This is a genomic window from Clostridium saudiense (assembly GCF_000577815.1).
GTDB lineage: Bacteria > Bacillota > Clostridia > Clostridiales > Clostridiaceae > Clostridium > Clostridium saudiense.
In genome coordinates, this window is the sequence record NZ_CBYM010000008.1 from 55,137 (window position 1) to 70,109 (window position 14,973).

A 14,973-nucleotide genomic window follows, 5' to 3' on the forward strand; every position below is an offset into this window, starting at 1 on the left:
AGTTGTTTAGCATGTGGATTTTTCACATGCTAAATTTATGTATAGGATAAATTTTTATTTTTTAGAATAATAAAATAAAGTAAGGCTTATAATTATAAATAATTAACAAATAGATGTATAAAAAATATTTGAAAGATGAAAGTAGAGTGATTATTATGCAAATAACTTTTAATGAAATGTTAAAAGCTATGGATGGAGAAGTTATTGTACAAGGAAAGGAAATTAAATTTAATAAGATTTGTATTGATACAAGAAAAGTTGAAAAAGATAATGTATTTCTTGCAATTAAAGGGGCTAATTTTAATGGGAATGATTTTGCATTAAAAGCATTAGAATTAGGTGCATCTGTAGTAATTATAGATGAAGTTAAATTTAATATAGAAGATGTTAATGTAAATGGAACAGTAATTAAAGTAAAGAATACAAGACAAGCACTTTTAGATTTAGCAAAGTTTTATAGAGAAAAGTTAGGACTTAAAGTAATAGGCGTAACTGGTTCTACTGGAAAAACTTCTACTAAAGATTTAATAGCCGCTCTATTAAGTGATAAGTATAAAGTTTTTAAGACTAAGGGAAATTTTAATAATGATATAGGCTTACCATTAATGATATTAGAATTGACATGTGATTATGATGTAGCAGTTTTAGAAATGGGAATGAGCTCATTAGGTGAAATAGAATTGCTTGCAGATGTGGCAAGACCTGATATAGGTGTTATAACTAATATAGGATTATCGCATATAGAAAATTTAAAAACTCAAGAAAATATATTAAAAGCTAAGATGGAAATAAGCACTTTCTTTAATGAAAACAATGTTTTAATAGTTAATGGAGAAGATGAATTTTTAAAGAATATTTCTGGAAAAAGTTTTAAAGTTAAAAAAATTGGTTATAATCATGAATATGATGTTTACGCATCTAATATTATATTAAGAGAAGATGAAACAGAGTTTCTAGCTCATGCTTTTGGTGAAGAAGCTGTATTTACTCTACCAATGGCAGGAAAACACAATGTGTTAAATACAATGTTAGCTATCGAAGTTGCAGAGTGTTTAAATGTATCTTTTAAGGAAATGATTTTAGGATTAGAGAATATTGAAGCAACATCAATGAGATTACAAGTGATAAAAAGAGAAGGGCTTACTATAATTAATGATTGTTATAATGCAAGTCCAGATTCTATGAAATCTTCTTTAGATGTACTTTCTGCTTATAAAAATTGTAGAAAGGTTGCTATATTAGGAGATATGTATGAACTTGGAGATGAAGCTAAAAGAGCTCATTTCGAAGTAGGGGAATACGCAAGAGATAAAGTTGATCTATTAATCGTAATAGGTGAACATATAAATAACTTTAAAGATGGTTTTAAGAATGATAATATAATCATGTACAATACTAAAGAGGAATGCATAAAAGAATTGAAAAGTATTGTTAAAAAGGATGACGTTGTATTAGTTAAAGCATCAAGAGGTGTTAAACTAGAAGACGTTGTTAAAAAATTAGAAGAGGTTTAATTATACGAAGGAGGTGAACTGCTTTTTATAGCAGTAAAAGATGGGGGATAGTATTATGAACATATTACAAGGAGATATAACAAAAACATTAATCATTACATTTGTATTAGGAGTTATTATAGCTTTAATACTTGGACCAATTACAATTCCTTTATTAAAGAGATTAAAGTTTGGTCAAAATATTAGAGAAGAAGGTCCTAAAAGCCATTTAAAGAAAGCTGGAACACCTACAATGGGTGGTGTAATGTTCATTTTATCAACTACAATAGTTATGTTGATTGTAAGTCGTAGCTTGACTGATAAAGGAATGGTTGCATTATACTCACTAATAGCATTTGGATTTATAGGATTTTTAGATGATATTTTAAAAATACTAAAAAAACAAAGTGAAGGATTAAAAGCTTGGCAAAAGATGGTTCTTTTATTAATAGTTTCAGGAGCATTTGCTTATTATAGCTATGTAAATTTACCACATGATATTGCGATACCTTTTACAAGTATGACTCTTCCTTTAGGAGTATTATATATACCATTTGTTATTTTTGTTTATGCGTCTATGACAAATGCAGTAAACTTAACTGATGGATTAGATGGTTTAGCATCTACAGTATCAGTTTTAGTATTAACATTTTTTGCAGTATTAACATTTATATTAAAGGATTATTCATTAACTGTTTTTTCAGTAGCTTTAATAGCTGGATTAATAGGTTTCTTAAAATTTAATGCATATCCTGCAAAAGTTTTTATGGGAGATACAGGTTCTCTTGCAATTGGAGGAGCAATAACAACTATAGCAATTATAAGCGGAAATCCATTAATAATAGTTTTAGTTGGTGGAATTTATGTAATAGAAGCTTTATCAGTAATAATTCAAGTTACTTCATTTAAATTAACTGGTAAAAGAGTGTTTAAAATGGCTCCAATACATCATCACTTTGAACAATGTGGATGGAATGAAGTTAAAATAGTAACAGTATTTTCAATTATAACAGTACTTTTATGTATAATAGGTTTTTTTGCAATTTAGTAATTAAATTGGAGGAATGTCTATGAATTTTAATAGGCCCAAGGATAATAAGAATATGGGGCAAATAGATTATGGGATTTTTTACACGCTATGTATATTGTTATCTATAGGTGTTGTAATGGTATATTCCGCTAGCTCATTTTATGCTATGTTTCATAATAATGATAGTATGTATTTCTTTAAAAGACAATTAATTTGGGCAATTATTGGTGTAATTTCTATGACAGTAATGATGTCGATTGATTATCATAAGCTTAAGAAAATTACACCAACATTACTTATATGTACAATTCCACTATTAATTGCGGTATTCTTTTTCCCAGCAATTAATGGTGCGAAGAGATGGATTTCGTTAGGTCCATTATCTTTTCAACCGTCTGAGTTAACAAAATATGCAGTTGTAATGTTTTTAGCTTTTAGTATTGATTTAAAAGGTGATAAAGTAAAAGACTTTTGGCATGGGTTAGTACCATATTTAGGCGTTGCAGGTTTCTTTGCAGCATTAATATTAGCTGAACATAATATGAGTATTGCAGCTATTATAATGATAGTTACATTTATAATGCTTTTTGTAGCAGGAGGAAAAATAAAACATCTTTTTGGAATTATTTTACCTGCACTATTTACATTAGCTATATTTTTTATATTTAGTTCGGACTACAGAAGAGAAAGAATGTTAAACTTTATAGATCCATGGAAAGATGCAGCAGATGCTGGATATCAATTAATACAATCATTTTTAGCATTAGGTTCTGGAGGATTAACAGGATTAGGGTTAGGTCAATCAAGACAAAAAACCTTATATATGCCTGAACCCCATAATGATTTTATTTTTTCCATAATAGGTGAAGAAGTAGGATTAATAGGATGCTTATTTATAATAGGGTTGTTTTTGATATTTATATGGAGAGGTGTTAAAGTTGCTATGAATGCAAGAGATACTTATGGTAAATTATTAGCAATGGGTATAACTTCAATTATAGCAGTTCAAGCTATAATAAATATAGCAGTTGTAACTGGTTCTATGCCTGTTACTGGAGTACCGATGCCATTCATTAGTTATGGTGGTACGTCACTAGTAATTAATTTAACGGCAATGGGGATTTTACTTAACATTTCAAGGCAAGTTGAAAGGAAAATAGTATAATATAGGTTGGTAAGAGCTTCTAATTTTAGAGGCTCTTAAATTTTTATGTACAATAATCCAAGAATAATATAAAATAATTATAAAAAATTACAGGTTTTATGTTAAAATTATAGTAAAAGATTGAAATAATGAGGGATAAGGTAAGTGATGAAAGACGCAAAAAAGTTTATAAAAGCAAAAAAAAGAAAAAAGTTAATAAAAAAGGTAACTTTAATGACGATAGTAATAGTAGTAGCTTTATTTATTTTCTTTACTAAAGCACCAATTTTTAATATTAAGTCTATTACCTTTAAGGGAAATGTTACTATAGCAAAAGAGGTTTTATATAGTGAAGTAGAGGATAGAATAGGGTTAAATATTTTTACTGTAAATCAGAAAAGCATAAAAGAGGAAATTTTAAAGAACAGATATGTTAGTTCTATTAGTGTAAAAAGAAAAGGCCTTAATGGATTAGTGATACAAATAACAGAGGAAGCTCCAGTTTATTACATAAACGATAGAACTAAAATTTCAATTATTAATGAAAACTTAGATGTAATAGAAGAAGTTGATAATCTTGAAGGAAGAAATTTAGTTGAGATAAAGGGATTGGATTTAAGTATAGTTAATGATAAAAGTCGTGTAGATGATTTGCATACATACAAGAATATTTTAGCTAATTTTTATCCATTTATTTCTCAAAATAAAGAAGAAATTCATCTTTCAAGTTTAGATATAAGCAATATTGTAAACATAATTGGATATATAGGCGATATTGAAATATTCTTTGGCGATGATAGTGATTTATACAATAAAATGGAAAATGTGTATAGAATAATTCTAAATGATGGTATAAATATGAAAAAAGGATATATTAATGTTAGTATAAATGGTTCACCAGTAATAAAAAATGAACCAGTTGAAGAAGATGAAGCAGAAAGTAATGAAGAAAATCAAGTTACAGATGAATTTGAGCAGGATGTAATTATTCAGGGGTTAGAGTAGGAGGAATAAAATGAATAGAGCAGTATCTCAGGTAGTTGTGGCAGCTGTTTGTGCATTATTAGGTTTTTTATTAACTTATCAGTTTAAGGAATTAAATTCAGCTAATAGTGGTAATATTGATTATAATAGTTCGGATATTTTATCAGAAATAGAAAACTTAAAAAAAGAAAAAGAAGATTTGCAAAAAAATAATGAAATACTTTCAGAAGAGTTAAAACAATTAGAAGATGCAGCAGCAAAAGAAGGGGAAGTTGAAGGAGAAATTAAAAAGCAACTGGATAATGCAAGAATGCAACTTGGACTATTAGATGTAAAAGGACCAGGATTAGTTGTTACATTAGCTTTAAAAAATTCAGTATTTGGAACTAATGGAACTCAAAATGTAAATACTGTTAGTGAAGAAGAAATTGTAAATTTAATTAACTCTTTATGGTATGCAGGAGCGGAAGCAATTTCTATAAATGAAATGAGAATTACGCCTCAAACAGGTATAAAGACTGCTGGTAGTTCAATTTCTATAGGTTCTGCAGGTAGAATTGATCCTAATAGTGAAATTACTATAAAAGCTATTGGAGATAAAAATAAATTAAATCTTGCTGTTAATTTTCCAGGAGTTTTAGATTATGGAGCATTAAAAAGTTATAGTAGTGATGTTAAACAAAGTGATGATATAACAATAGTAAAGACAACTCAATCATTAAGGTATGAGTATATAAAACCGGTACAATAAAGGAGGAAGTTTATGATAGCAGTTATAGGTTTATTATTAGGCGTGTTTTTAGGATTAATTTTTGATGTAAATATACCAGAGAATTTTTCTCCTTATATGTCAGTTGCAATTTTAGCATGTTTAGATTCTGTATTTGGAGCTTTTAGGGCATCATTAAATAATAATTTTAAGCCAGATATATTTATATCAGGTTTTTTTGGAAATGCTTTACTTGCTGCAGGATTAGCATATTTAGGAGATAAATTAGGGATTCCAATATATATCGCAGCAGTAATAGTATTCGGTGGTAGAATATTTGATAATTTTGGATCAATTAGAAGAATTTTATTAGAAAAGTTTAAAAATAAACAAAGAGGTGATTAAGTGATAAAAAATACAAGTAAATTTTTTATTTTACTAGCCTCGATTTTAATAGGTTTTTTAATTGTAGTTAATGTAGGAAAGAATAGTATTAATGGATTCTTTAATATGAATTCAATTGAATATAAGGATGCAATTGAAGAAAGAAATAAGCTATATTATGATATAACAGCATTAAGTGAAGACAATTATGAGTTAATTAAAAGAATTGCATTACTTGATGTTGATGATGACGGAAATAGTGAAAAAGTAGTAGAGCATATGAAAGAACAATTAGATATATATTCTTTACTTTCGGGAGTAGATGCAACAAAGGGGTCAGGTATTATATTGACAATTAATGATGGAGATTACAATATCAATACTGATTCTCAAGATGAAGTAAATAGAAAAACTTTACATTCAGCAGATGCAGCATTAATATTAAATGAATTAAGAACCGCAGGAGCTGAAGCTATTGCAATAAATAATTATAGAGTTTTAAATACAACTGGACTTGTATGTGCATGGGCATTTATAAGATTCGAGGAAAATGGTAATGATATGGAAGGAGCTCCTTTTAAATTTTATGCAATAGGAGATCCAGATCAATTAGAAGCAGCATTACTAGCAGAAGGTAGTCATATCAATGAATTATTAATAAGAAAATTGAAGATTACCATTGACAAATATGATGAAATGGAATTACCAAAGGCAGTTAAATCAATTTCACCCAAATTTATGGAAAGAGCCGATAATTAAATTAAAAAAAGTATTAAAAATTATAAAGAAAAATGTTATAATTATATAGTAGTATAGAAGGGAATTTTATACTTTTGAAGAATATAAATGTATGGAAGATATTATGCTCTTTCAAGGGAGGGATAAATATTAGTATTGCAGAGAAAAATATGGCAATTTTAAATGAAATACCTAAGGACGTTACTTTAGTAGCTGTATCTAAAACTAAACCCATAGAAATGATAATGGAATGTTATGATATTGGTCAAAGAGATTTTGGAGAAAATAAGGTTCAAGATTTAATTGCTAAAAAAGAAGTATTACCTAAAGATATAAGGTGGCATTTTATAGGTAAATTACAAACAAATAAAGTGAAGTATTTAGTAAATAATGTTCACTTAATACATTCTTTATCTAGTATAAAGCTATTGGAAAAAATAGAAAGTGAATTTGGAAAAAATAATTTATCTGCAGATGTACTTATTCAAATAAATATTGGAAGAGAAGAAAGCAAAAGTGGTATTTATGAAGAAGAGCTTGAAGATATGATCAAAGCTGTTGAAAATTGCAATCATGTTAATGTCAAAGGCCTTATGGTTATAATACCGAAAGGTACTGATGAGGAAAATAGATATTATTTTAATAAAACTAAAAAAATATTTGATAACTTAAAAGATAGAAAGCTTAAAAATATATCTATGCAAGTTTTATCAATGGGAATGACAAATGATTATAAAATTGCAATCCAAGAAGGAGCTACAATGATAAGAGTTGGTTCTGGAATATTTGGATTAAGAGAAAAGTAGGAGGATGGAGTAAATGAGTATGTTTGAAAAATTTAAAGAAATAATAGGTGGCGGAGATTATGATGAAGACTTCGATGATATAGATGAAGTTGAAGAAGAGGAAGAAGAAGTTGAAGAAGTTGAACCAATAATCTCTAAACAAAGGGGTAATAAGGTTGTTAATATTCATAATTCAGCATCAGCTAAGGTTATGGTTGTTAAGCCTGCTTCTTATGATGAAGCTAGAGAAATTGCGGAAGCAATAAAAAATAGAAAAATTGTAGTTGTTAACACTACAGCTATGGAAACTAAAATAGCACAAAGATTAGTTGACTTTATTAGTGGTGCTTGTTGTGTATTAGGAGCTCAGCTTCAAGAAGTTGAACAAAGAGTATATTTACTTTCACCATCAAATGTTGAAGTTAGTAATGAATTAAGAACTGAAATAAGCTCAAAAGCACTTTTCAATTGGAATAAGTAGGAGGTGATTCCAATAGGAATCATAGGTAGTTTTTTATATTTACTATTTTCAGTTTTGAATATAACAATTTTAGCTGAGGTAATTTTATCATATATACCTAGTATTACTGAAAGTAATTTTTATAGAATTTTAATTTCATTGAATTATCCTATATTATAACCTTTTAGAAGAATTCAAGAAAAATTTTTTGAAAATATGATGATTGATTTTGCGCCTCTTATGGCAATTGTTGTATTAAATTTAATTAGTGGGATGTTGTTATAATAATGATTTCTAAAGAAGATATTTTAAAAAATTTTTTAAAAGAAGATACTGAAGATGTTTTAAAGGTTTATGAATGCATGAGTTTAGCCTATAGCAAAGGTATTCCTATGTTTACTAAATTCTTTTGTAAACCTAATATATGGCTTTTCTTTATTAATAAATTTAATTCGAATAATTTCAAAGTAGAAGCTAAGGGTGCCTTTGATGAATGTGATAGAAGAATACTAGCATTTAATAATATTTATGATATTCCTATGCCTTATAGGATTGTAAAAATTATTAATAAATCTAAATTTAACAATTTATGTCATAAAGATTATTTAGGAGCTATTATGGCTTTAGGATTAGAAAGAGAAAAGCTAGGTGATTTAAGAGTAATCGATGATTTTGCAATAGTCCCTATTTATGATGAGGTTGCTGATTATGTTATAAGTGAATTAAGTAGCGTAGGAAGAGCTCCTGTAATTGTTGAAGAAGTATTTGAAGATAATTTACCTAAGTGCAATTATGTAGAGGAAATTATAATAGTTTCATCTCTTAGATTAGATAGTATAGTTGCAAAACTTGCTAAATTATCAAGAGGAAAAGCAATTGATTTGATTGATAGTGGAAAAGTATTAGTTGATTATTCTAAGAGTTCACAAAAGAGTAAAGATATAAAAACTAATCAAAGGATTACTATTGGAGGAACAGGAAAGTTCATAATAGGGGAAATTGTAGGAAGCACAAAAAGTGGAAAATATAAAGTTAAAATAAACAAATTTGTATAGAAGAGGTGGATGGAATGAAATTAACTCCTATGGATATAAACAACAAAGAATTTAAAAAAGGAATAAGAGGATATTCAGTTGAAGAAGTAGATGAGTTCTTAGATGAAGTTGTTGAAAACTATGAGGAAGTATATAAAGAAAATTCTAGATTAAAGGAAAGCTTAAGCAGAGTTAATGAGAAACTTGAACATTATGAAAAATTAGAAGTTACAATACAAAATACACTTTTATTAGCTCAAAATGCAGCTGATCAAGCTAAGGAAAGTTCTGAAAAGCAAGCAGAATTAATAATTGGAAATGCAAATGAAACAGCACAAAGAATTTTAGATAAAGCTCATGGTGATGTTATTGCAATTAACGATGAGTATGAAAGAGTTAAGCAAGAGTTTATAAAGTTTAGAGCTAAATTTAGAGGATTTATGAATACACAGCTTCAGACATTCGATGAATTAGAAAAAGATTTAACAAAGAATTACAATGTTGCTCAACCTATAGACAAGTATGAGCTTCATGAAAAAGAAGCTGAAACTTTTACTAATGATGAAAAAGAAGAATTTAATGTAGAAGATCTTAATGATGATATAAATGAGGTTAAGAGCTTCTATGCTAATAACTAATACATATAGGAGGCCGATATTCGGTCTCCTTTAGTTAATTTATTCATTATTATTTTAAGTTAAGAATTTAGTTTATAATTCATACTACTATTGAGTAACATAAGTTTATATATTATAATGTCTTAAGAATACAAATAGACGGAGTAAAATTATATGGAAAAATTAAATTATTCAATAAGTAATGAAGAACAGGGACAAAGAATAGATAAGTATTTATCATTGATGATAGAAGGAAAATCTAGATCATTCATTCAAGGTTTAATAGATGATAAGAAAGTTATGGCTAATGGAAAGGTTATAAAAAGCAACTATAAGTTAAAAAATAATGATGAGATTACTGTAGAAATGCCGGATCCGATAGAACTAAATGTTGAACCAGAAGAAATGGATTTAGATATTATTTATGAAGATGAAGATGTTATAATAGTAAATAAGGCAAAAGGGGTTGTTGTTCATCCTGCTCCAGGAAATTATACTGGAACTTTAGTTAATGGAATATTACATCATTGCAGTGATTTATCAGGAATTAACGGTATAATAAGACCTGGTATTGTACATAGAATTGATAAAGATACATCAGGAATACTTGTTATAGCTAAAAATGATGAGGCTCATAATAAATTAGCAGTTCAATTTAAGGATCATTCTATTAAGAGAGAGTATTATGCTTTAGTAGAAGGAAAGTTTAGTAGTACTACTGGAACTATTAATAAGCCTTTAGGAAGAGATAAAAAAGACAGAATAAAAATGGCTATTAATGAAGATGGTAAAAGAGCTGTTACTCATTATGAGGTTTTAGAGCAATATGATAAGGGGATATCATTAGTAAAATGTACGCTAGAAACGGGGAGAACACATCAAATAAGAGTTCATATGGCTTCTATAGGTCATCCATTAGTAGGTGATTTAGTGTATGGATATAAAAGACAAAAATTTAATGTTGAAGGTCAAGTATTACATGCTAAAACTTTAGGGTTTATTCATCCAAGAACTAATGAATATATGGAATTTACATCAGAGTTGCCAGAGTATTTTAAAGAATTATTAAATAAACTGAATTCTTAAATTTATAAAGAAAGTTTTAGCTTTAAATTGAAGTTAAAATTTAATATCTGAAAATATATAAAGTAAGGAGTTATTTTTATGAAATTAAAGGCAAATTTATTAGATGCAAATGCAGTTAGAAGAAGTTTAATTAGAATTTCTCATGAAATAATCGAAAAAAATAAAGGTGTAGAAGATATTGTATTAATTGGGATAAAAAGAAGAGGATATCCTTTAGCTAAGAGAATTGCTGAAAATATTGAAAAAATAGAAGGAGTATCTGTAGAAGTTGGATATGTTGATATAACTCTTTATAGAGATGACATAACTGAAGTTACAGAAGCACCTAAAATAAATTCAGTTGATTTAGGAGTTGAAGTAAAGGGTAAAAAAGTAATATTAGTTGATGATGTTTTATTTACTTGTAGAACTGTAAGAGCAGCTATAGAGGCTATAATTGATGGCGGAAGACCATTATCAATTCAATTAGCTGTACTAATAGATAGAGGACATAAGGAGTTGCCAATAAGAGCAGATTACGTAGGAAAAAATATACCAACATCAAAAACTGAAATAGTTGCAGTTGAAATAAACGAAATAGATGGAGAAGATTCAGTTAAAATATATGAATCTTAAAAGGAGACATAAATAATGGAATATAATTTAGTAGCAACAACAACTTTTGGGCTGGAAGGAATAACAGCAAAAGAGTTAAAGGCATTAGGATATGAAGATTTAACAGTTGAAAATGGAAAGGTTCATTTTGAAGGGGATGAAATGGATATTGCAATAGCTAATGTTCATTTAAGAACTGCAGATAGAATTTTTATTAAAATGGCAGAATTCGAAGCAAGAAGTTTTGAAGAATTATTCCAAGGAACTAAAGCTGTAAAATGGAGTGATATTATACCTGCAAATGGTGTTATGCACGTTGTAGGTAAATCTGTTAAGTCTACACTTTTTAGTGTTCCAGATTGTCAATCAATTGTTAAAAAAGCTATAGTAACAAGTATGAGCGAATCATATGGAGTATCTCATTTTTCTGAAGATGGACCAGTTTATAAGATAGAAGTATCAATTTTAAAGGATGTTGTAACTTTATCTATTGATACAAGTGGTGTAGGTCTTCACAAAAGAGGTTATAGAGAAGAAGCTGGTATTGCTCCATTAAAAGAAACATTAGCAGCTGCATTAGTTTTAATATCAAGATGGAAAGAAGATTATACTTTAGTTGATCCATTTTGTGGTTCAGGAACTATTTTAATAGAAGCAGCAATGATAATGCAAAATATAGCACCAGGTTTATTTAGAAACTTCGTAGCAGAAACTTGGCCAACTATAGGTTCAGAGGTATTTGAACAAGTAAAAGAAGGTGCAGAAAGATCTATTAAAAATAAGGATATAAAACTTATAGGTTATGATATAGATGGAAGAATGCTTAAGATTGCTAGAAGCAATTCACAAAAAGCTGGAGTTGCTAAATACATTGAATTCCAAAAGAGAGATTTCAAACAATTCTCAAGTAGTGAGAAAAATGCATTTATTATAACAAATCCTCCATATGGTGAAAGACTAGGAGAGAAAAAAGAAGTAGAAGAGCTTTATAAGTATTTAGGTATGAATAAGAGAAAGCTTGATACTTGGGATTTCAATATACTAACTTCTTATGAAGGTTTTGAAGTACCATTTGGTAGAAAAGCTACGAAAAATAGAAAGCTTTATAATGGTAAATTAAAATGTTACTACTATCAATACTTTGATAATGAAAAGATAAAGAACAATGGAGATATGGTTGTAAACCATATTTAAGGTAGTTAGAGTTAGAATAAAGAGAATGAAAAAGGTTAAATTGTAAAGCAATTTAACCTTTTTAATCTATTTCTTTTCTAGATTCAAACTTTTAATATCAGAAGGATCAACAGTCATTGTATAGTTTGTATGGTATATAACCATTCCAGGTTTAGCACCATTAGGCTTTTTTAAATTTTTTACTAATGTGTAATCAACATCTACTTTTGAAGATTCTTTTGCTTTACTGTAATATGCAGCTAAAGTTGCAGCTTCTACTAAAGTATTATCAGGAACATCGTTAGAACAAACAATTACATGTGATCCAGGAATATTTTTAGTGTGAAGCCACATATGATTTTTGTTTGCAAACTTTAATGATAAATTATCATTTTGAATATTATTTTTACCTACAAAAATGTCAATTCCGTCTGATGAGATATAGTGAAGCGGTTTTGATGGTTTTGCTTTTTTATTATTTTTACCATTAGCTTTTCTTTTTCTTACATAACCAGTTGAAATAAGTTCCTCTTTAATATCATCAATTTCAGTATAGCTTTCGCAATTTTCAATGTTAGTTAATACTGAGTTAAGATACTCTAATTCATCACTATTTTTTTCTAATTGTTCAATAGCTGATTCCTCTGATTTTTTTAACTTATTATACTTTTTATAATAGCTTTGAACATTTTCAGATGGTGTTTTGTTTTCATCAAGTGGTATAGTTACCTCTTCACCATCTTCACTAAAGAAATTAACAGTAGTGAATGAACTATCACCTTTTTTAATACTATAGATATAGGAAGTTAATAAATCGCCTTTTATTTTGAAATCTTCTTTATCATTACATTTTTCTAAGACACTATTTAATTTATTTTCTTTCTTTAAACATCTTTCAATATTAGTAGTTACTAATTTTTGAAGATTTACAGAACGTCCTTTAATTCTTTCTTGTTTATCCTTTTCTAAATAGTATTTATCCATTAATTCATGAATATTATCAAATACTTGCGGTGTAAAATTATCCTCAAGTTGATCTAATGGAAGCATATAAAAGTCTACATAATTGCCATCTTTATCTTTGTATATAGTAAAGACTTCGTTATCAATCAAATCTTTTAAGAATTTAGATAAAAATATGCTTATATTTTCTATTGAAAAATCATTATAAGTTTTATTATATTCCATAAATAAATGCTCAGATAATGGTTTGCTAATACCAGTAAAGCAAGAAACAAAGAAATTTTTGTTAAAAGTTATAGAATTATTATTCACAAACTCTTGCAAAGTGGTATTATTATAAGAGAAAGGATTAATTTTAGTTGATTTTGGAGGAAGTTTGTAAGTTATTCCTGGATACAAAACTCTAAAACTATTCATTGAAGGAGAAATATGTTTTATACACTCCATAATTTTATTATCTCTTTCTCTTACTAAAGTAATATTACTATGTCTACCCATTATTTCTACTATTAATGTGTAGATACTATTAAAACCAAGTTCATCAGATGATTCAATAAGGAATTTTACAATTCTATCACCTTCAAGTTGGACAATATCAATTATTTTACCACCGATTAAATATTTTCTAAGAACCATTGTAAACATAGGAGCCTGCAAAGGGTTAGCTTTTATAACTTCTGTTAAGTTAAACCTTGGATATTTTGGTGAAGCAGATACTAAAAGTTTAAGATTCTTTCTTTCTTTTCGTAAAGTTATTATAATTTCATCTTTTTCAGGCTGATTAATTTTATCAATTTTAGAATTTAATATTGATTTTTTTAAATCTTCAACTAAACTATATAAGTAGATACCGTCTATTGCCATAAATTTCATCCTTTCTTTAGTATTAATTAAAGTAAGTATATCATTATTTTTTGTAATAGTAAAACGGTTAAATAAAGGAGGCAGATATTATGAAGTTTACAAAAATGCACGGAACAGGCAATGATTTTATATTTTTATTAGATTTAGATAATAAGTATATTGGACAAGAAGAAAGTTTAGCAAAAAAACTTTGTCATAGAAGATTTGGTATAGGAGCAGATGGAGTAGTTCTTGTAAGAAAATCTGATATTGCTGATATAAAAATGGTAATAATAAATAGTGATGGTTCATGGGCAAATATGTGTGGAAATGCTATAAGATGCTTTGGAAAATATGTTTATGAAAGAAATATTGTATCAAAAGATTTAATATCTGTTGAAACTGGAGATGGAGTTAAAAAACTGAATCTTACAATAAATAATGGCACTGTAGATGGTGTTAAAGTATATATGGGTGAAATATCTTTTGATGGTTCATTAGTTCCGTTAAAGAATAAATCACAATTAATAAATGAAGAAATAAATGTTAACGGTAAAAAATATAATGCATCAGCTCTTTTAGTAGGCGTACCACATACTGTCATATTTGAAGATGATGAAAACTATGATGTTAGTGAAGGGAAATATATTGAAAAGTTTGAACTTTTTGAAGAAGGAACAAACGTAAATTTCGTTAAAGTTGTAGACGATGAAAATATAATAGTAAGAACATGGGAAAGAGGTGCTGGAGCAACTTATTCTTGTGGAACAGGATGTTCAGCATCAGTTGTTGTATGTAATAAATTAAATTTAACAAAAGAAAAAGTAAATGTAAAAGTACCTGGAGGTGAGTTAAGAATAGAAATTGAAGGCAATTCAATTTATATGATTGGAGATGCAAACTTTATTTGTGATGGAATAGTGTATTAAAAAATGA

The 14,973-nt window shown here is 27.8% G+C and carries 16 protein-coding genes; 15 read left to right on the plus strand and 1 reads right to left on the minus strand.

The features are described from left to right. Window positions 1-155: 155 nt before the first annotated feature. The 14 genes from TY07_RS05955 (at window position 156) to TY07_RS06020 (ending at window position 12,252) form a co-directional block, all read left to right on the plus strand. Entirely contained in the window at window positions 156-1,514 is a 1,359-nt protein-coding gene (locus tag TY07_RS05955) for a UDP-N-acetylmuramoyl-tripeptide--D-alanyl-D-alanine ligase (protein WP_042396649.1), read from the plus strand. A gap of 40 nt (window positions 1,515-1,554) precedes the next feature. After that, a complete protein-coding gene (gene mraY, locus TY07_RS05960; RefSeq protein WP_042396652.1) occupies window positions 1,555-2,541 on the plus strand; it encodes a phospho-N-acetylmuramoyl-pentapeptide-transferase in 987 nt (328 codons plus the stop codon). A gap of 22 nt (window positions 2,542-2,563) precedes the next feature. Then, window positions 2,564-3,688, plus strand: coding sequence for a stage V sporulation protein E (gene spoVE, locus TY07_RS05965; protein ID WP_042396656.1), 1,125 nt, complete (start codon window positions 2,564-2,566; stop codon window positions 3,686-3,688). Between the two features lie 147 nt (window positions 3,689-3,835). Continuing rightward, window positions 3,836-4,672 carry a cell division protein FtsQ/DivIB gene (locus TY07_RS05970; protein WP_157029148.1) on the plus strand — a complete coding sequence of 279 codons (837 nt, stop codon included), beginning with the start codon at window positions 3,836-3,838 and terminating at the stop codon, window positions 4,670-4,672. A gap of 10 nt (window positions 4,673-4,682) precedes the next feature. Continuing rightward, a complete protein-coding gene (locus TY07_RS05975; protein ID WP_042396661.1) occupies window positions 4,683-5,402 on the plus strand; it encodes a DUF881 domain-containing protein in 720 nt (239 codons plus the stop codon). A gap of 12 nt (window positions 5,403-5,414) precedes the next feature. Further along, entirely contained in the window at window positions 5,415-5,765 is a 351-nt protein-coding gene (locus tag TY07_RS05980) for a small basic family protein (protein WP_042396664.1), read from the plus strand. After that, a complete protein-coding gene (locus tag TY07_RS05985) occupies window positions 5,766-6,503 on the plus strand; it encodes a DUF881 domain-containing protein (RefSeq protein ID WP_042396667.1) in 738 nt (245 codons plus the stop codon). A 128-nt stretch (window positions 6,504-6,631) separates the two neighbouring features. Then, complete coding sequence (locus tag TY07_RS05990) at window positions 6,632-7,288, plus strand: YggS family pyridoxal phosphate-dependent enzyme (RefSeq protein WP_412221602.1); 657 nt, start codon at window positions 6,632-6,634, stop codon at window positions 7,286-7,288. A gap of 13 nt (window positions 7,289-7,301) precedes the next feature. After that, the gene (locus TY07_RS05995) at window positions 7,302-7,748 is read left to right on the plus strand and encodes a cell division protein SepF (protein ID WP_042396673.1); all 447 of its coding nucleotides are present in this window, start codon (window positions 7,302-7,304) and stop codon (window positions 7,746-7,748) included. Between the two features lie 266 nt (window positions 7,749-8,014). Then, entirely contained in the window at window positions 8,015-8,782 is a 768-nt protein-coding gene (locus TY07_RS06000; protein ID WP_042396676.1) for a YlmH/Sll1252 family protein, read from the plus strand. 14 nt (window positions 8,783-8,796) lie between these two features. Continuing rightward, window positions 8,797-9,399 carry a DivIVA domain-containing protein gene (locus tag TY07_RS06005; protein ID WP_042396681.1) on the plus strand — a complete coding sequence of 201 codons (603 nt, stop codon included), beginning with the start codon at window positions 8,797-8,799 and terminating at the stop codon, window positions 9,397-9,399. A gap of 153 nt (window positions 9,400-9,552) precedes the next feature. Then, a complete protein-coding gene (locus TY07_RS06010) occupies window positions 9,553-10,464 on the plus strand; it encodes an RluA family pseudouridine synthase (protein ID WP_042396683.1) in 912 nt (303 codons plus the stop codon). A gap of 78 nt (window positions 10,465-10,542) precedes the next feature. Continuing rightward, a complete protein-coding gene (gene pyrR / locus TY07_RS06015) occupies window positions 10,543-11,079 on the plus strand; it encodes a bifunctional pyr operon transcriptional regulator/uracil phosphoribosyltransferase PyrR (RefSeq protein ID WP_042396687.1) in 537 nt (178 codons plus the stop codon). 15 nt (window positions 11,080-11,094) lie between these two features. Continuing rightward, window positions 11,095-12,252: a THUMP domain-containing class I SAM-dependent RNA methyltransferase gene (locus TY07_RS06020; RefSeq protein ID WP_042396690.1), complete on the plus strand. Its 1,158-nt coding sequence runs from the start codon at window positions 11,095-11,097 to the stop codon at window positions 12,250-12,252. Window positions 12,253-12,318: 66 nt separating this feature from the next. On the opposite strand, the gene TY07_RS06025 is transcribed toward TY07_RS06020, so the two are convergent. After that, a complete protein-coding gene (locus tag TY07_RS06025) occupies window positions 12,319-14,058 on the minus strand; it encodes an Rqc2 family fibronectin-binding protein (RefSeq protein WP_042396693.1) in 1,740 nt (579 codons plus the stop codon). Window positions 14,059-14,147: 89 nt separating this feature from the next. Here TY07_RS06025 and dapF point away from each other — a divergent pair, with 89 nt between their 5' ends. Then, window positions 14,148-14,966 (plus strand): diaminopimelate epimerase, encoded by an 819-nt coding sequence (dapF, locus tag TY07_RS06030; protein ID WP_042396695.1) that lies wholly within the window; start codon window positions 14,148-14,150, stop codon window positions 14,964-14,966. The last annotated feature ends 7 nt before the right edge of the window (window positions 14,967-14,973 follow it).